Source organism: Oleiharenicola lentus, assembly GCF_051660365.1.
Taxonomy (GTDB): Bacteria; Verrucomicrobiota; Verrucomicrobiia; order Opitutales; family Opitutaceae; genus Lacunisphaera; species Lacunisphaera lenta_A.
This window is the reverse complement of record NZ_JBOZXB010000001.1, coordinates 385,724-402,488: the sequence shown is the minus strand read 5'-3', so window position 1 is coordinate 402,488 and position 16,765 is coordinate 385,724. Positions and strand designations below refer to the sequence as shown.

15 protein-coding genes are annotated in these 16,765 nt (G+C 56.0%); 11 read left to right on the top strand and 4 right to left on the bottom strand.

Features of this window, described 5'->3' with window-relative positions:
- Window positions 1-7: 7 nt before the first annotated feature.
- The 4 genes from ACRRQW_RS01445 to ACRRQW_RS01430 are packed head-to-tail and all read right to left on the bottom strand — an operon-like array spanning window position 8 to window position 3,522.
- Window positions 8-1,249, bottom strand: coding sequence for a sulfate adenylyltransferase subunit 1 (locus tag ACRRQW_RS01445; RefSeq protein ID WP_438479467.1), 1,242 nt, complete (start codon window positions 1,247-1,249; stop codon window positions 8-10).
- 5 nt (window positions 1,250-1,254) lie between these two features.
- Window positions 1,255-2,160 carry a sulfate adenylyltransferase subunit CysD gene (gene cysD, locus ACRRQW_RS01440; RefSeq protein WP_438479466.1) on the bottom strand — a complete coding sequence of 302 codons (906 nt, stop codon included), beginning with the start codon at window positions 2,158-2,160 and terminating at the stop codon, window positions 1,255-1,257.
- Window positions 2,161-2,164: 4 nt separating this feature from the next.
- Complete coding sequence (cysC, locus tag ACRRQW_RS01435; protein ID WP_438479465.1) at window positions 2,165-2,710, bottom strand: adenylyl-sulfate kinase; 546 nt, start codon at window positions 2,708-2,710, stop codon at window positions 2,165-2,167.
- A 2-nt stretch (window positions 2,711-2,712) separates the two neighbouring features.
- Complete coding sequence (locus ACRRQW_RS01430; protein ID WP_438479464.1) at window positions 2,713-3,522, bottom strand: ABC transporter permease; 810 nt, start codon at window positions 3,520-3,522, stop codon at window positions 2,713-2,715.
- Window positions 3,523-3,675: 153 nt separating this feature from the next.
- Between ACRRQW_RS01430 and ACRRQW_RS01425 the strand changes: the two genes are divergently transcribed.
- The 11 genes from ACRRQW_RS01425 (at window position 3,676) to ACRRQW_RS01375 (ending at window position 16,758) form a co-directional block, all read left to right on the top strand.
- Complete coding sequence (locus tag ACRRQW_RS01425; RefSeq protein ID WP_438479463.1) at window positions 3,676-5,028, top strand: TolC family protein; 1,353 nt, start codon at window positions 3,676-3,678, stop codon at window positions 5,026-5,028.
- Window positions 5,025-6,158: an efflux RND transporter periplasmic adaptor subunit gene (locus tag ACRRQW_RS01420; protein ID WP_438479462.1), complete on the top strand. Its 1,134-nt coding sequence runs from the start codon at window positions 5,025-5,027 to the stop codon at window positions 6,156-6,158. Before ACRRQW_RS01425 ends, ACRRQW_RS01420 begins: the two co-directional genes overlap by 4 nt.
- A 73-nt stretch (window positions 6,159-6,231) precedes the next feature.
- Window positions 6,232-7,434 (top strand): ABC transporter permease, encoded by a 1,203-nt coding sequence (locus tag ACRRQW_RS01415; protein ID WP_438479461.1) that lies wholly within the window; start codon window positions 6,232-6,234, stop codon window positions 7,432-7,434.
- The gene (locus ACRRQW_RS01410) at window positions 7,431-8,132 is read left to right on the top strand and encodes an ABC transporter ATP-binding protein (protein ID WP_438479460.1); all 702 of its coding nucleotides are present in this window, start codon (window positions 7,431-7,433) and stop codon (window positions 8,130-8,132) included. Before ACRRQW_RS01415 ends, ACRRQW_RS01410 begins: the two co-directional genes overlap by 4 nt.
- Window positions 8,133-8,527: 395 nt before the next feature.
- Window positions 8,528-9,181, top strand: coding sequence for a cytochrome c3 family protein (locus tag ACRRQW_RS01405; protein ID WP_438479459.1), 654 nt, complete (start codon window positions 8,528-8,530; stop codon window positions 9,179-9,181).
- Window positions 9,181-12,528, top strand: a complete 3,348-nt coding sequence (locus ACRRQW_RS01400; protein WP_438479458.1) for a TAT-variant-translocated molybdopterin oxidoreductase — start codon at window positions 9,181-9,183, stop codon at window positions 12,526-12,528. The genes ACRRQW_RS01405 and ACRRQW_RS01400 overlap by 1 nt, the downstream gene beginning before the upstream one ends.
- On the top strand, window positions 12,528-13,961 hold the full coding sequence (nrfD, locus tag ACRRQW_RS01395; RefSeq protein ID WP_438479457.1) for an NrfD/PsrC family molybdoenzyme membrane anchor subunit: 1,434 nt from the start codon (window positions 12,528-12,530) through the stop codon (window positions 13,959-13,961). The genes ACRRQW_RS01400 and nrfD overlap by 1 nt, the downstream gene beginning before the upstream one ends.
- 12 nt (window positions 13,962-13,973) lie before the next feature.
- Window positions 13,974-14,504 (top strand): DUF3341 domain-containing protein, encoded by a 531-nt coding sequence (locus tag ACRRQW_RS01390; RefSeq protein ID WP_438479456.1) that lies wholly within the window; start codon window positions 13,974-13,976, stop codon window positions 14,502-14,504.
- Between the two features lies 1 nt (window position 14,505).
- Entirely contained in the window at window positions 14,506-15,147 is a 642-nt protein-coding gene (locus ACRRQW_RS01385) for a c-type cytochrome (RefSeq protein ID WP_438479455.1), read from the top strand.
- Between the two features lies 1 nt (window position 15,148).
- Window positions 15,149-16,456, top strand: a complete 1,308-nt coding sequence (locus ACRRQW_RS01380; RefSeq protein ID WP_438479454.1) for a hypothetical protein — start codon at window positions 15,149-15,151, stop codon at window positions 16,454-16,456.
- Complete coding sequence (locus tag ACRRQW_RS01375; RefSeq protein WP_438479453.1) at window positions 16,453-16,758, top strand: hypothetical protein; 306 nt, start codon at window positions 16,453-16,455, stop codon at window positions 16,756-16,758. The genes ACRRQW_RS01380 and ACRRQW_RS01375 overlap by 4 nt, the downstream gene beginning before the upstream one ends.
- The last annotated feature ends 7 nt before the right edge of the window (window positions 16,759-16,765 follow it).

Sequence of the window (16,765 nt, the reverse complement as noted above, 5' to 3'; positions counted from 1 at the left end):
TTGCCGACTAGAGAATCATGCCCGCAGCGACTGTGGTGTTGGCCGCTTCGTCGATCAGGATGAGGCTGCCGGTCTGGCGGTTCTTTCGATAGCTGTCGAAAAAGATCGGGGTTGCCGTGGCGATGGTCACGCGGGCGAGATCGTTCATTCGCAGCGGAGAATGATCGTCGCTTCGGTGCAGGGTTTTCACATCCAGTTTGTAGCGGGTTTCGCGCACCACGCATTTCGTTTCGCGCGTGGTGTGCCGCAGGAGGTAGCGCCGGGCGGAGTCAAGTGGCCGATCCCCTAACCAGCAAAGCATGGCCTCAAATTCCGTGGCGGTAGCAGGCTGGTTGTTCGGTTTCGCAAGGAGGTCGCTGCGTCCGATGGCAAGATCGCGGTCAAGCTCCATGACGATCGACATGGGATAGGATGCTTCTTCGATCGCTCCGTTCGGGCCGTGCAGCCCGGAGATTCGGGCGGTTAACTTACTGGGCAAATGAACCACCTCGTCGCCGCATCGAAAGACTCCGCTGGCAATCTGACCGGCGAAGCCGCGGAAATCAGGGCGAGCAGGATCTTGCGGTCTGATCACCGTTTGCACGGGAAAACGTGGATCGATGTGGTTGGCATCGTTCCGAACGTAAACCGTTTCGAGGGTGTAGAGCAGGGAAGCTCCTTCATACCATGGCATGCGCGTGGATTTTTCAGCCACGTTATCACCGTGTAACGCAGCCATCGGGATAAATTGAATGTCGGCGGCCTCAAGTCGCTCGGCGTAAGCCATGAATTGTTCGCGCACGCGGTCGAATTCTTCCTGACGAAAATCAACCAGATCCATTTTGTTGACGCAAACGATGAGGTGCTTGATGCGGAGCAGCGTTGCCAGAAATGCATGGCGGCAGGCTTGCTCGGTCAGGCCGGTGCGCACATCGATTAACAGGAGAGCCAGCTGGGCCGACGAAGCGCCGGTGACCATATTGCGAGTGTATTGGAAATGGCCCGGGCAATCCGCGAGGATGAACTTCCGGCGGGGCGTCGCGAAGTATCGATAAGCTACATCGATGGTGATGCCTTGTTCGCGTTCCGCGCGCAGACCATCAGTGAGTAACGCAAGATCCGTGTAAGCGTCGCCACGTCGAGCACTGGCACTCTGGACTGCTTCCCATTGGTCTTCGAAGATGGACTTGGTGTCGTGCAGCAGCCGTCCGAGCAAGGTGCTCTTGCCGTCGTCGACGTTGCCGCAGGTGATAAGACGCAGGGTGTCCATGGCGTTTAGAAGTATCCCTGACGTTTGCGGTCTTCCATCGCGGTTTCCGAACGGCGGTCGTCAGAACGTGTGCCGCGTTCTGTTTGGCGAAGCGCGGCGACTTCCGTAGCGATCTCTGCTACTGTGGCTGCCGGTGATCGGATCGCTCCGGTGCAAGTCATGTCGCCAACGGTGCGGAAGCGAATTTGTTCATGCCGCGGCTGCTCGTGGGGTTGCAGTGGCAGATAAGGTGAGACCGAGAGCAAAGCGCCGTTGCGGGTAAACACTTCGCGCTCGTGTGAAAAATAAAGCGAAGGCAATGGTAGCTTCTCGCGTAGGATGTAGGCCCAGATGTCGGACTCAGTCCAATTGCTGAGCGGAAACACGCGGAAGTGTTCGTCGTTTTTTTTGCGCCCATTGTAGAGATTCCAAAGTTCGGGACGTTGGTTCTTGGGATCCCACTGCCCGAATCCATCGCGATGGGAAAAGATGCGTTCCTTGGCGCGGGCCTTTTCTTCATCCCGTCGACCGCCGCCAAAGGCGCAATCCAGCCGAAACTCGGCAATAGCATCCAGCAGCGTAACCGTTTGAAGAACATTGCGGCTGGCGTTTACTCCTGACTCCTCGGTCGCGCGTCCGGCATCGATACTGGATTGCACGGTTCTGATTAAGAGTCGGTAGCCGGTATCGCGGGCATAAGCGTCTCGAAACAAAAGCGTCTCTGGAAAATTATGCCCTGTGTCGATGTGAAGTAAGGGCAGCGGGGGCAATGCGGGCGCGAAGGCCTTGCGCGCAATAGTTGCTAGAACGAGTGAGTCTTTACCGCCTGAAAAAAGAATGGCGCTGTTAGGCAACTGCGCTACGGCCTCGCGAATGATATGGATGGCCTCGTGCTCAAGGAGATCGAGGTGGGCGAGATGCAAATTCGACATAGTGTCAGTTCAGCGGAGACAATCGCGATAAGGCGAATGCCCCGAGTTTGGAAGCAGACGCCTCGATTGATTCTGTAGCCGTGTCGATTTGCAGGTCGACATGACTCGGTAATTCAAAATTGGAAGTAATGCCCGTCATTTGTGTGACCAACCCTTTCTGGGCTCGAGAATAGAGGCCTTTTACATCGCGAGACTGGCAGACTGTTAACGAGGCGGTCAGGTGGATAAGGGATAAATGCGCTGCTCCGATAATTTCAGCGACGAGTTGACGATGTGCTTCCAGCGGAGTGATGAACGACGCCACAACCGGTAAGCCGGCGGAGGCGCCTAGTTTGGCAACTTCTGCGGCCCTACGCAGATTTTCAGAGCGCTCCGCATCTGAAAACCCCAAGCCACGGCAAAGCCCAGCCCTTAGCGCGTCGCCATCCAAGATCAGCGGGGTGCCAGATTTAGCGCGCAACTGCGTGGTTAAATGTTCGGCAAGCGTGGATTTGCCTGATCCAGAGAGGCCGAAAAGCCAAAATACATGTCCTGTGGTTTTCGTCTGCATGGTCACAAAACGTCTGCGAACGCAGGTTTCATTCGCTTGAAAGCAATGTGTCCAATTAGGCACACCCCTATACTAAAAAGATAGACGTAGCCCAAATGGTTAAAGTTAATTGGCCGGGCCCATAGCACGGCGTCTCGGATCAGATCGATGGCGAGCAACAAGGGATTGAAACGCAGATAAATCCACGCTTCGGGATGCTTTTGGGCTGAGTAGAATACGCCGCTTGCCCACATAAGCACCATCGAGACGAATTGCACCATTTGGCCGATGTCCCGGATGAAAACGCCCAAAGCTGAAAAGAACCACGCCATGCCCAATGCGAGCAAAACTACCGGGACGATGATCACAGGCAGCCAAAGAAACTCAGGCGTGAGCGGAATGCCAAAAAGCAACAAGCAGATGACAGCGAGGCACAAGCTGATCAACATGTGAAAAAATGCAGTCGCGACAGCAGCTGCAGGCAAAATTTCGAGAGGGAAGACGACTTTTTTGACGAAATTAGGGTTGCCAACGATAAGTGCTGGGGACGTCCCGAGAACTTCTGATATGAAATGAAACAACGTTAATCCAAGAAAGATGCCTAACGCATAATCCACTCTGGTTTCGTTGGCGGTGACACCGAACTTACCGTCAAAAATATAGCCGAAAACCATCACGTAGAGGCCGAGCATCAGAAGCGGATTCAAGAACGACCACACCAAGCCAAGATGACTTCCTTTGTGGCGCAACTCGACATTGCGCAGAGTGAATTGCCAAAGCAGCTCACGATGCGTGACGAGATCAGTTAAGAAATTGCTAGGCCTACTGGACATGTAGACGTGGGGGAATGCCGCGCTTTGAAGCGATTGGGAAGTTTTTTATGTAAAGGCAAATAGCGGAAACAACTCCCTTGATTGTTCCAATCAATGCATGAAATTTACTGGTTGCCAATCCGAGGCCTTTGCGGCGGTTTCGACACCTATTCTATGAAAGTCTGGAAATACTTCGCGGCTTTGCCGTTCATGATGACTGGCTTGTGGGCGGCTTCGCCCGCTGTTGATGAACTTGTCCTGCCTGAAAAGCTGTATCCCCAGCTTGATGCTATGTTGAAGCGGGCGGTTCAGCAGTCTCCACGAATGATCGGCAGAGCCCTCGATCTCGAGGTGGCGGAAGGCGCGCGGATTGAATCGCGTTCGAACATCCTTCCCTCGGTGGGTGGCTCTTACCGCTTTAATAAAGCCCGCGATGAGCGCGCAGACATCGATGAAACCCTTGATGTCGACAAATCGTATTATGACTTCTCTTTGTCCCAACCGATTTTTCACTGGGGCGAAAGGAAAAATCTGGTTCGTATGGGAGCCATTCAAAAGAAGATCGCGGATGGCAACTATCGTGAAGGCTATCGCTTATTGGCGCAGGAGATTCGTGGGCAATATTTGATGCTGATTGTTCGTAAGTCCTACGTCGAAAAAGTCCGCATCAGCGACAAGTTCAATCAGGATTCCCTTGCTCAGGCCGAAGAACGTTTACGTCAAAAAGTAGCGTCTGACGCTGAAATGTTTGGCGTCCGTATCAATGCCGAGCGCAGCACAATCGAACGCGAAAAGCAGGAGTTCGAATTCGAAAATGCCAAGCGAGCGCTTGGTCGTCTCACTGGCGGAGAAATCACTGATCAAGACATCGCGACGGAAATTCCGGTCATTGCCGATTCTTCCGGTGCGTTTAACAATGTCTTGGCTGGCTTCCTTTCCCAAAAAGATCCCGTAAACCCTCAAGCTGAAGAACTTCGCGATCGTATCGTGATGGAAGATCTTTCTTATCGTAATCAAAAGACACGCCTGCTCCCGAAATTCAACTTCTTGATTGGATTAAATCAAGATGAGCAAAGCTACACCACGAATAACGCGGCAAAATTCCGGGTTAACTCAACTTACGCTGGCGTCTCAGTAAATTGGACGATTTTTGATGGCTTTGCCGCTTCTGGCGGTAAACGCAGTGCGCTGGCGCGGCGTAGAAGTAATGAGAACCAATACCGCATCCTGACCGAGCAACTTGCTGCGGACGCGCAGACTCAAGTGAAGATGTTGAACTTCTCTGCACGTAACATGTCCATCGCTGACCGAATGCTGATTTCAGCCGTCGGTAGTTATGAGGCACGCCAAGCCGAATTTGCGCGCGGTGTGATCTCGGAAAGCAATGTTACTCAAGATCGCCTGTCCTATTACGACGCTAGAATTAACGCTATCAACACCCGCATCGATTATCTCCTTAAAACAGGGGATTTTCTCGGGCTCGTGGCCGAAGATCCGGTGTTAGCGAATGCGCCAATTAATAAATGAAATCAGCTGCTCCGGGTAAAAATTGGAAAACGATATGGGTGACGATCATCGCGCTGGTGGTGATTGTTTTTTTCGCCGCGAGCTACTTGCTGAGGCCTGAGGCGTTGGTTCAAGCCGCGACCAAAGGGAAGGCGGTGCGAGCGGTGCCCGGCACGGTCACCGTTTCCGCAGAATATCAGATGGAATTGAAAAGCGAGGTCGGCGGGCGCGTCCTTGAGTCTGCATTGGATATCGGCAAACGCGTCCGCCGCGGCGACTTGGTGGTGCAAATCGACAGCGGCGATATCGATATCGAAATCGAGCGAATCAAAAATGAAATTGTCGCCGCCAAGCGCAAAGTAGAACTCGGTTCTACGCTTCGCCCTGAAGTGCTCAACGCGAGCGATACGCTCGACGAACTTGAGCGAAAAACCAAAGCTGGTGCTACTTCTCAAGCAGAGTTCGCAAAGCAGAAGCGTCTTTTCCAGCAACTCGAACAGCGTATGGAACTGGAGGAGGTCGCGAGTCGTCTCGCCCTGGAAAATTTCGAAAACGCGCTGCGCACGAAGGAACGCGAAAAATCCAAGATGGCGATCATTCTGCCGGCCGACGGGGTTGTGACTACAGTGTATGCCCGGGTGGGTGATTTGATCGGCAGTAATTCACCGATCGCATCGGTCATCTCTGTTGGCAGAACGGTCGAAGCTAAGTTAAGCGAGGAGAACTTCGCCGCGGTCAAACTTGGCCAAAAAGCCACAGTTCGTTTCCTGACCTACGGCGGTGACCACTATAACGCCGTTATTTCCAAAATTCTACCATCGGCTGATCCAACTACGCAGCGTTACACGGTTTACCTCGATGTCATGTTGCCTGAAGGCCGCGCGCTCGTCCCGGGAATCACAGGCGAAGTGTTTATCGTTACAGCCGAGCGTGATTCGACGGTGTTAATTCCACGTCGTGCCCTCGTGGGAGAACACGTTTATGTCGTGGCGAATGGAAAGCTTGAATTGCGCAAAGTGGAAAAAGGCTACGAAAGCATGAATCAAGTTGAGATCGTCAAGGGGATCAAAGCGGACGACATGGTAGTTCTCGAACAACAAGATCTTTTTCGTGACGGCGAGCGGGTCCGTTCCCGCGTGATTGCCAACTAAGACGACTCTCGGAGTGTCCACGAATCTTCGCATTGCTTTTCGTTTTCTCACCGCTCGTAAGCGGTCGATGTTAATGAGCCTGACCGGGATTATTTTCGGCATAGGTTTTTTTATTGTCACGCAGGCGCAAACCAGCGGCTTCGAGCAGTTTTTTATCAAAACCATCCTCGGCACCAACGGCGCGATCCGTATCGAGGATAAGTTCCAAGATACCATCTTTGCGATGCAGGCCGACGGGCATAGTAAAGACGCGAGCAAGTTCGAACTCGCTTCAGATCGTTCGGCCCGCAAATACATCGAGGGAGTCGAAGATCCGGCCTTGCTCATCGAGGCGGTGCGGAAGTTTCGCAATGTGGCCGGCGTCTCGATGGTCGTTCGCGGCTCGGTCGTCGCGGATAGTTCGTTTAAAAACGAGTCAGCTCAGGTCTACGGAATTAAGTTGGAAGACCATTTGTTGGTGTCCGATTTGGGGGCTCAGATCGTGGGTGGCGGCGGCACGATCGAAGATTTCCGCGCGTCTCCGCAGGGTCTTTTGGTGGGAAAAGTGTTGGCCGAACGTTTGCAGCTTTCGATTGGTGATACCCTGATTTTGAGAGCGGCGGATCAACAACGCCGCTACAAAGTTTCAGCCTTTTACGAGACCGGCGTGCGCGATATCGATCAGGTGCGCATCTACATGCATTTGGGCGAAGCGCGTTCGTTGCTTAAGAAAACGACGGGAGCTTCTTTTTTGCAGGTCTCGTTATTTGACCGCGATCGCGCTCCGCAAGACGCCGCCCAACTTGAGGAAGTGCTGCGGCACGGTGCTCAAGGATGGCAGGATCGAGAAAAAACCTGGCTCGACGTTTTTAAAGCCTTGCGCGTGTCGTCAGCGTTAACGGTTTCCACGATTATCCTTATCTCGGGTTTGGGCATGTTCAACACGCTTGCCATGATCGTAATCGAAAAAACCAAGGAGATCGCGATTTTGCGTTCCATGGGCTACACGCGGAAAGATATTTCTCATATTTTCCTGTGGTTGGGTTCGATTGTTTTGGTTATCGGCACCGTCGGAGGGTGGGGCATGGGCGCCGGAGTCACGTATGCGGTTTCGAAGTTTCCGATCCGTATTCGCGGCATTTTCACGGCGGATAATTTTCAAGTTTACTGGTCAATCTGGCATTACGTCGTGGCCACGGTGACGGCTGCGGTGGTGGTGATGACGGCGGCCTGGATTCCGTCGAGACGCGCGGCGCGTTTGGAACCGGGCGATATCGTCCGAGGAACGTCCCAATGAGTTCGCCCAAGCCAAATTCGACCGACGTGGTGCTGCGCTGCGAAGGGCTGCAACGCTACTTGGGGCAGGGCGAGGGACGTGTCCACGTCCTGCGCGGCGTGTCTTTCGAGGCGCGGAAGAGTAATGTCACCGCGATCGTCGGCCCGTCGGGTTGCGGTAAAAGCACGACGCTTTATCTGCTCGGATTGCTCGACCAGCCGGATGGTGGATCGATTTGGATTCGTGATCAGCTGATGTCGAACAGCAGTGATATCGAACGCACGGCGGCGCGCTGCGAACACATCGGATTTGTGTTTCAGTTTCACTTTTTGATGCAGGAATTCTCGGCGCTGGACAATGTCATGATGCCCATGCGCAAGCTCGGCCGCCTGAGTGAAGAGCAGATGGTTGATCGGGCGAGGGGATTGCTGACGGACGTTGGTCTGGGCGAAAAAACGCACCGTCTCGCAACCCAACTCTCCGGTGGCGAGCAGCAGCGGGTGGCGATTGCTCGCGCGCTGGCGAATCAGCCGGCGATTATCCTCGCGGATGAGCCGACGGGGAATCTCGACGTCAAGAATTCCGCCATGGTGTTTGATTTGCTGACGCGCTTGGCCAAGGAAAACGGCCAGGCGGTCGTGTTGGTGACGCATAATCCCGACATCGCGAACCGCTGCGACGAGATTAAGCCGATGCGCGACGGCGAATTCGTTAAGTAACGACGGGTGCCCGCGGCGCCGCAGCACGGGGGCGCACGCTAAATTCGGATTAGCGGAAAAATTTCATTTCGCGACTTTGCTAATAGTCTCAAGCGCGCTGAGTTGGTTGGAAATTTTGTTTTACATTGGAGAGGGGGCTTCTTTGCTTTGGGACGAATTTGAACCGCACCTCTACTGTGAGCACTAACTGTTCGCGCAAATCATTCTTTGCCAAGCTTGGCGGCCTCTTGGCCGCCACGGGCTTCGTGCCCACTTTGCTGGCAAAAACCAGCCGCGTTGCCGAGCGCCCTGCGGTCGCTCAAGTCAACCTCCGTCCTGAAACGCGGGCCGTCGCCCGAAAGGAAGGAAGTTTCTAACGCTCGCCTCCGAGCGCACACGCACTTCAGCCGGCCACCATGTCGAAGATTTTTCCAAAATCAGCCAACGCTCTGCCTCTGCAGATTGTGATTTTCTTGTTTGTGCTGGGTGGCGTCGCCGCCGCCGGCATCAGCTACTACGCCACGCCGGCCTACCTGCGTGTCGGCTATGCGCCGGTGCAGCCCGTTCCGTTTGAGCACAGCTTGCATGCCGGCCAGTTGGGCATCGATTGCCGTTATTGCCATTCGTCGGTTGAAAAATCCGGCACGTCCAGCGTCCCCGCCGCGCAGACCTGCATGAATTGCCATAGCATCATCAAGACCACGAGCCCGCTGCTCGAAGTGGTGCGTCAAAGCTATGCGACCGGTGAGGCGGTTCCTTGGGTCAAGATCCACCAAGTTCCGGACTACGTTTATTTCAATCACTCTGTGCACGTGAATCGCGGCGTTAGCTGCGTCGAGTGTCACGGCAAGGTTAACGAGATGTCGGTCGTCCATCAGGACAAGCCGCACAGCATGAGCTGGTGCTTGGATTGCCATCGCAATCCTGAGCAGCGCATCCGTGAGCCGAAAGATGTTTACAATCTCGATTCCAAAACGCTCGCCGAGCAAGGCCGCCTCGCTGAAGCGCAAAAATTTGTTCACGACTGGAAGGTGAAGCCACCGACCTCGTGCTCCGGCTGCCATCGCTGATGAAACGCAAATTCGAACATCCCGCTCCCTCCCAGCGCGAGCTCGCCGGTCCTAAATACTGGCGCAGTCTCGACGAATTGGCCGACACGCCGGGTTTCCGCGAGCACATGGCTCGTGAATTCCCTGAAGGTGCCTCGAGCATCGAGGGCGTCGATCGTCGCCAGTTCATGAAGCTGATGGCCGCTTCGTTTGCACTCGGTGGCCTCGGCCTGGCGGGCTGCCGTCGTCCGGAATCCAAGATTCTTCCTTACGGCAAATCGGTCGAATACACCGTGCCGGGCCTCCCGCTTTATTTCGCGACGGCGATGCCGTTGCGCAAATCAGCTATTCCGCTCCTCGCGGAAACGCATCAAGGCCGCCCGACGAAAATCGAAGGTAATCCGAGCTATCTGCCTTACGGCGGCGGCACCTCGATTACGGCGCAATCGTCTGTGTTGGATCTCTACGATCCGGAGCGTTCGATGGGCCACGTCAAAGGTTCTGACGCTCTCTCGACCGCGCAAGTCAACGATCTCCTCGCGAGTATCCATTCGACTTACTCGGCCAACCGTGGCGCGGGTCTGGCGTTTCTCGCCGACGAATCCTCTTCGCCCACGCGCGCGCGCCTGGTCGCGAAACTGAAACAAGACTTTCCGCAGGCGATTTGGGCCGAATACGAGCCCGTGCAAGACGAAGCTCCCGCCGCCGCTGCGCAGACCGCATTCGGTCGCAGCGTGAAGCCGATTTATCATTTCGATAAGGCGAGCCGCGTTGTCAGCCTCGATTCTGATTTCTTACATGGTGACGCGGGTAATCTCGGGCATGCCCGTGATTTCGCGAAAGGCCGTCGTGCGATCAAGCAAGGCGACAAACTGACCATGAATCGCCTCTACGTCGTCGAGAGCAGCTTCACGCTGACCGGCGGCATGGCCGATCATCGTCTGCGTCTTTCCAGCAGCCATATCGCGGCGTTCGCTGCGGCCTTGGCGGCTCGCGTGCTCAATACCAGCAGCGCCGAAGCGCGTGGCCTCGAAGTGGATTCCAAGTGGATCGAAGCTTGCGCCAAAGATTTGGCTGACCATCGCGGCGCGAGTTTAGTGGTCGCCGGTGCGCATCAACCCGCCGAAGTGCACGCGCTCGCCTATGCGATCAACGCGGCGCTCGGCAACATCGGCTCGACCGTCGATTTTGTCGAAGTCCCGGCGACGACCGCTGCTTCGATTTCGCAACTCACCACCGCTATCAAAGCGGGTTCGGTCAAGACGCTGTTCGTGGTGAATGGTAATCCTGCTTACAATGCTCCTGCTGACCTTGAGTTCGGCGCGGCGTTGAAGTCGGTTTCGGAAGTCATTCGTTACGGCTACTATTTCGACGAAACTTCGGCCCTTTCCGGCACGCATCTTTCCGCGACGCATTACCTGGAGTCATGGGGTGACACGCGCGCCACTGATGGCACGGTGTTCCCAATCCAGCCGATGATCATGCCGTTGTTCAACGGTTTGATGGAAGTGGAGCTTTTGGCGCGTCTCGCGGGCGAGGCGAAGCCGGAGGCTTACGAACAAGTTTATGCGACGATTGCGGCGCTCACCTCGGGCGACGACAAAAAGGCTTTCGAGAAATTCCTGCACGATGGCCTGCTCGAGAATTCCGGTTATCGCAAAGTGAACGTCAGCATCACTGCGGCCGCGACCGCTGCGACGATTGCCTCGGTGCCGACGCTCAGCAAAGACAGCTTGGAAGTCCGTTTCGTGACCGAGAAGGTCGACGACGGTCGCTTCGCCAACAACGGCTGGCTGCAAGAGTGTCCGGATCCGGTGACCAAGATCGCGTGGGATAATGCGATTCTCGTGAGCCCGCGTCTGGGTCGCGAACTCGGCATCGTGCCGCATGGCAGTGCGATTCCCGTCGCGCGTGTCGAAGAAGGCGAATTTGTCCAAGGCAAGGAAATCGCTTATGTGGGTGAAATCACGGTCGGCGGTCGCAAAATTCGCGGCCCGATTCACGTCCAGCCAGGTCTGGCGAATTTCACGGTGATCGTTCCGCTGGGTTACGGTCGCACGAAGGCTGGCCACGTCGGCAACGGCGCGGGTTTCGATGCTTACCCACTGCGCACGACTTCAACCGCTGGTTTTGTGGTGGGTGCGACGCTCACGAAAACCGGCGCGCGCTACAAACTTGCGAACACGCAGGAACACTGGTCGATGGAAGGACGCGACATCGTGCGCGAAGCTAACCTCACTGAGTTCAACGATAACCCGCAAGTCATGCACTCTGTGGGCATGGAGTCGCACTCGCCGGCGATCTACAAAGATTACACGCCGGAGCAGTTCGCCAAGCTGCCGCAGCACGAGCGCATTGCACTCAATGCAAAACGCGCCGCCGAGACGCCGCGTGGTAACTCACTCTACGAGACACCTAACTTCGACGGCATCCATCAATGGGGCATGTCGATCGACCTGAATACCTGCATCGGTTGCAATGCGTGCGTGGTCGCGTGTCAGGCAGAAAACAACATCCCGATCGTCGGCAAAGATCAGGTCTTGCGCGGCCGCGAGATGCACTGGATTCGCCTAGATCGTTATTACTCTGACGGCAAAGCGGAAGGCGCGGCGTTCGGTGGCGAAGGCAACCGCATCGTTCCGGAAGACCCGCAAATGGTGATCCAGCCGATGGCGTGTCAACATTGCGAAATGGCCCCGTGCGAAACGGTGTGCCCGGTCAATGCCACCGTCCACGATGAGGAAGGCCTCAATGTCATGGCTTACAATCGCTGCATCGGCACGCGCTATTGCGCGAATAACTGCCCTTACAAGGTGCGTCGTTTCAATTTCTTCGACTTCAACAAGCGCGCCACCGACGCCCTCTACATGGGCCCGCTCGGCCACCAGAAGGAAATGCCGGAGTTGGTCAAGATGGTGAAAAATCCGGACGTCACTGTGCGTATGCGCGGCGTCATGGAAAAGTGCACCTATTGCGTCCAACGTATCCAGCAGGCCAAGATCGCCCAGAAGCGCAAAGCCGGCGCCACCGGTAACGTCGAGATTCCCGACGGCACCATTAAGACGGCGTGCCAACAGGTTTGCCCGGTCGACGGTGTCACCTTTGGCAATATCAAAGATCCGAAGAGCGCCGTCTCCCTCGCGAAAGCGCAGGAACGCGACTACGCGGTCCTCGGTTACCTCAACGTTCGCCCGCGCACGACTTACCTCGGCAAGCTGCGCAATCCGAATCCCGAAATGCCGGACTATTCCCAGCTCCCGCTCAGCCGCGTCGAGTATAACAACAAGAATCATGCCGGCCACGCGAGTGACCATGGCCATGACGATCATGGCCACGCGGCTCACGACAGCAAGGGAGGGCACCAATAATGGGCGCGCACTCTTCTGATCATCCGGCCCCGGCCATTCTTTCCGAAGTCAAACCGGTCACGATTCCGCGCGCGGAATTAGTGCAACATCACCACGATTTCCATTGGATCACGGAAAAGATCTGCGGCATCGTCGAAGGCAAAACTCCGGTCTGGTGGTGGTGGTGCTTCGGCCTCGCGGCGATCATCGCTTCGTTTACGCTCTCCGGTCTCGTTTACCTCGTGTCCACCGGCGTCGGTGTGTGGGGTCACGCGAATCCCGTCAACTGGGCGTGGGACATCGTTAACTTCGTCTTCTGGATCGGTATCGGCCACGCCGGCACGCTCATCTCTGCGATCTTGTGCTTGCTGCGTCAAAAGTGGCGCACGTCGATCAATCGCGCGGCGGAAGCCATGACGATTTTCGCCGTCGTGTGCGCGGCGATCTTCCCGGTTTTCCACGTGGGTCGTATCTGGTTCGCGGTGATGCCGGGTTACCTGTTCCCGTTCCCGAACTCGAACGGCATCTGGCAGAACTTTCGTTCTCCGCTGGAGTGGGACGTGTTCGCGGTTTCCACCTACGGCACGGTTTCCGTCCTCTTCTGGTATATCGGTTTGATTCCTGATTTGGGCACGCTGCGTGATCGTTTCACGCGCGCCGGCAATCTGGTCAAGGCCCGCATCTATGGTTTCTTCGCCATGGGTTGGCGCGGTTCGAATCGTCAGTGGAGCAACTACGAAATGGCTTACCTCATCCTCGCGGGTGTGTCCACGCCGCTCGTGTTGTCCGTGCATACGATCGTCTCGTTCGACTTTGCGGTGTCGCTGCTCCCGGGCTGGCACACGACGATTTTCCCTCCGTATTTCGTCGCGGGCGCTATTTTCTCCGGTTTCGGCATGGTGCTCACGCTCATGTTGCCGCTGCGCGCGATCTACCGTCTCGAGGATCTCATCACGCAGTATCACATCGACTGTATGTGTAAGATCGTTTTGGCGACCGGCACGATGGTTGGTTACGCCTACTCGATGGAGTTCTTCATCGCGTGGTATGGCGCCAACCCGTATGAAGGCTTCGCGTTCATTAATCGCGCCTTCGGTCACTACGCCTGGGCTTACTGGATCATGATCGGCTGTAACGTCATCACGCCGCAATTCTTCTGGTTCAAATCCATCCGCAACAACACGACGCTCGTGTGGGTGCTCTCGATCTTCGTTAACGTCGGCATGTGGTTCGAGCGCTTCGTGATCATCGTCACGTCGCTGGCCCGCGACTTCCTGCCGTCGAGTTGGGGTTATTATTCACCGTCCATCGTCGAAATCTTCACGTTCTTCGGCACGTTCGGTGTCTTCTCCGTGCTCTTCCTCCTTTTCATTCGCTTCGTTCCCATCATGCCGATGTCGGAAGTCAAAGCGGTCATCCCGGCAGCTGATCCGCATGGATCGGACAAACACTAAGGAGCCGCGACCATGACAAAACAATACGGACTTATTGCTGCGTTCGACACGGTGCCCGATCTTTTTCACGCCTGTGAAAAGGTGAGGGATGCCGGTTTCTCCCAGTGGGACGCGCTCACTTCTTTCCCGGTGCACGGTCTCGACGCCGCGATGGGCATGCGCCGCTCAAAAGTGCCGCGCTTCTCGCTCTGCGGTGGCTTGCTTGGTTTCACGACCGGCATGTCGATGATTTTCTGGGCTGGTGCGATCGAGTATCCGCTCGTCGTCGGTGGTAAACCTTACTTCAGCCCGATGTTCGCGTTTCCGATCTCTTACGAGCTGACTATTCTCTTCACCGCTTTTGCGACGATCTTCGGCATGTTTTTCTTGAACAAGCTGCCGATGCATTATCACCCCGTGCTGAAAGCGCCGCAATTTGTCCGCGCGCTCGATGACCGATTTTACATTGTGATCGAGGCCAACGACCCGAAATTCAACGCCACCGCCACGCGCGAGCTGCTCGCCAATGCCGGCGGCAAAGACATCGCCGAGCTGGAGCAATAAGATGCGCTACGCCTACTACACGCTCGCTTTCGTTGTCGTCCTCCTGCTGTCCGTCATGGGCTTCCGGGGCATGACCTCCACGCGCCCGCCGATCGAAGTGTTTCCGGACATGGATCATCAGGCGAAATACAAGCCACAGGCTCACTCGGAGTTCTTCGCCGATGGTCGCGCGGATCGTCCGTTGCCTGCGGGAGTGATTCCTCGCGGTCGCTCCGCGGGTGAACCTGACGCCGCGTTCCTGCGCGCCGATGATTTCCGTTACCAAGGCAAGAATGCCGACGGTTCTTTCGCCCGTGGATTTCCTGCTGATCTGGTGATCTCGCGCGAATTCATCGAACGCGGCCAAAGCCGCTACACGATTTATTGCGCGCCGTGTCACGGTGCGCTCGGCGACGGCAATGGCATCACCAAATCCTACGGCATGCTCGTCACGCCGACGTATCACGATGAACGTCTCCGCGCGATGGCCGAAGGCGAAATTTTCAACACGATCACCCACGGCAAAAACACCATGTTTTCCTACGCCGACAAAATCGCCCCGGATGACCGTTGGGCGGTGATCGCCTACGTGCGCGCTCTCCAGCGCGCCCACAACGCAAAAATTGACGATGTGCCCCTCGATCAACGCCAGGGCCTGAAGTAACATGAGCGCACACGCCGCCAACTCCTCCCACGCTTCCGCCTCGCCCGTGCCGACCTCGGCGCTGGCCTCGAAGTTTCTTATCGCCGGATTTATCGGTCTCGCCGTCACCGCGCTCGGTTTCCTCGTATCGCCGTTTCAACACGTCGCGCTTTCCTACCTGATTGCGCTCACTTACTGGACGGCAGTGGCGATCGGCATGCTGATGTTGGTGATGATTCACCACATCTTCGACGCCGGCTGGTCGACAGTGATTCGTCGTCAGTTCGAGCACGGCCTTTCGGCATTTAAATGGCTTCTCGTGCTTTTCATTCCCCTCATCATTTCCGTGTGGGTGAAGCCCGGCGCGATCTGGTCGTGGATGGACACTACGCTGCCGCTTCACGGTGGTCACGGCACGATTGGCGATGACCCGCTCTACGTGAAGAAGGCCAGCTTCCTCAGCCGCGAAATGTTCACGGGTATGACGATTGGTTTCTTCGTGGTCTGGATGTGGCTCTCGGCTCGTCTCCGCAAAGCCTCTTTCACGCAAGACTCCGACGGTGACGCCAAGTGGACGTTCATGAGCCGCAAGACGGCGGCTTTCGGCATCCCGCTCAACGCACTCGCGCTGACTTTTGCCTCCATCTACTGGATGAAGAGCCTCGAGTATCACTGGTTCTCCACGATGTATGGCGTGTGGTTCTTCGCGAACTGCATGCGCGCCGCGCTCGCGATGGGCGTCGTGATCACGTGCTGGCTCTATGTCCGCGGCGATTATAAGGGCATCTACAACACGAACCAATTTCACTGTCTCACCGCGCTCGCGTTCGCGTTCGTCGTGTTCTGGGCCTACGTTACCTTCTCTCAATACTTCCTGATCTGGAACGCCAACGTTCCTGAAGAAACGTTCTGGTATAACATCCGTGAACACGGCGACTGGCTCTGGGTCGGCATGCTGCTGCTTTTCGGTCACTTTGTGGTGCCGTTCATTTCATGGCTGTTTTATCGTAACAAGGTGAACCGTGCGCCTGCGCTGAAGATCAGCATCTGGGTCGCGGTGATTATCCTGATCGATATCTGCTACAACGTGCTGCCGATGCTCACGCATCAACACGACGGCCACGACGTGCCGATTAACTTCATTTCGATCAACCTGCTTTGGGTGATAAGCTCTGTAATCGGCGTGGGCGGCATTTGTGTCTGGTCCTATTTGAAGAGCTTCCCGACCACGAAACTCATTCCGATTCGCGACCCCCGTATTGTGGAATCCCTCACGCATCACGACGCTACGGCGCCGGAAGCTTATCAGCTTAAAGCCACTTCGACATGAGTGACTCTTCCAACTTCTCCTTCCCGCACCGCACGCCCGTCTTTACCGCGGTGATTGTGTTGCTGGCGTTCGGCGCTTTCGCATTTCTTGCGCGCAAAATCTACGTTCCGCATGCGACCACCGTCAATGCCATCGAAGGCGTGCGCACTCCTGAAGAGCGCAAGGCGTTGCTCGTTGAACACCACGCTAAGGAAGCCGTGACGGCGACCTCCTACGGTTGGGTTGACCAAAAAGCTGGCGTCGTTCGCCTGCCAGTTGATCGCGCGATCGAATTGACCGTTCGCGACCACGCTAAGAAGTAATTTTCTG

Excerpts from the sequence above, each read along its gene's own strand:
- ACRRQW_RS01415 (WP_438479461.1), top strand. The coding sequence starts at position 6,232 with ATGAGCCTGACCGGGATTATTTTCGGCATAGGTTTTTTTATTGTCACG.
- ACRRQW_RS01390 (WP_438479456.1), top strand. The coding sequence starts at position 13,974 with ATGACAAAACAATACGGACTTATTGCTGCGTTCGACACGGTGCCCGAT.
- ACRRQW_RS01410 (WP_438479460.1), top strand. The coding sequence starts at position 7,431 with ATGAGTTCGCCCAAGCCAAATTCGACCGACGTGGTGCTGCGCTGCGAA.
- ACRRQW_RS01385 (WP_438479455.1), top strand. The coding sequence starts at position 14,506 with ATGCGCTACGCCTACTACACGCTCGCTTTCGTTGTCGTCCTCCTGCTG.
- cysC (WP_438479465.1), bottom strand. The coding sequence starts at position 2,710 with ATGCAGACGAAAACCACAGGACATGTATTTTGGCTTTTCGGCCTCTCT.
- ACRRQW_RS01400 (WP_438479458.1), top strand. The coding sequence starts at position 9,181 with ATGAAACGCAAATTCGAACATCCCGCTCCCTCCCAGCGCGAGCTCGCC.
- ACRRQW_RS01420 (WP_438479462.1), top strand. The coding sequence starts at position 5,025 with ATGAAATCAGCTGCTCCGGGTAAAAATTGGAAAACGATATGGGTGACG.
- ACRRQW_RS01380 (WP_438479454.1), top strand. The coding sequence starts at position 15,149 with ATGAGCGCACACGCCGCCAACTCCTCCCACGCTTCCGCCTCGCCCGTG.
- ACRRQW_RS01430 (WP_438479464.1), bottom strand. The coding sequence starts at position 3,522 with ATGTCCAGTAGGCCTAGCAATTTCTTAACTGATCTCGTCACGCATCGT.
- nrfD (WP_438479457.1), top strand. The coding sequence starts at position 12,528 with ATGGGCGCGCACTCTTCTGATCATCCGGCCCCGGCCATTCTTTCCGAA.
- ACRRQW_RS01375 (WP_438479453.1), top strand. The coding sequence starts at position 16,453 with ATGAGTGACTCTTCCAACTTCTCCTTCCCGCACCGCACGCCCGTCTTT.
- cysD (WP_438479466.1), bottom strand. The coding sequence starts at position 2,160 with ATGTCGAATTTGCATCTCGCCCACCTCGATCTCCTTGAGCACGAGGCC.
- ACRRQW_RS01405 (WP_438479459.1), top strand. The coding sequence starts at position 8,528 with ATGTCGAAGATTTTTCCAAAATCAGCCAACGCTCTGCCTCTGCAGATT.
- ACRRQW_RS01445 (WP_438479467.1), bottom strand. The coding sequence starts at position 1,249 with ATGGACACCCTGCGTCTTATCACCTGCGGCAACGTCGACGACGGCAAG.
- ACRRQW_RS01425 (WP_438479463.1), top strand. The coding sequence starts at position 3,676 with ATGAAAGTCTGGAAATACTTCGCGGCTTTGCCGTTCATGATGACTGGC.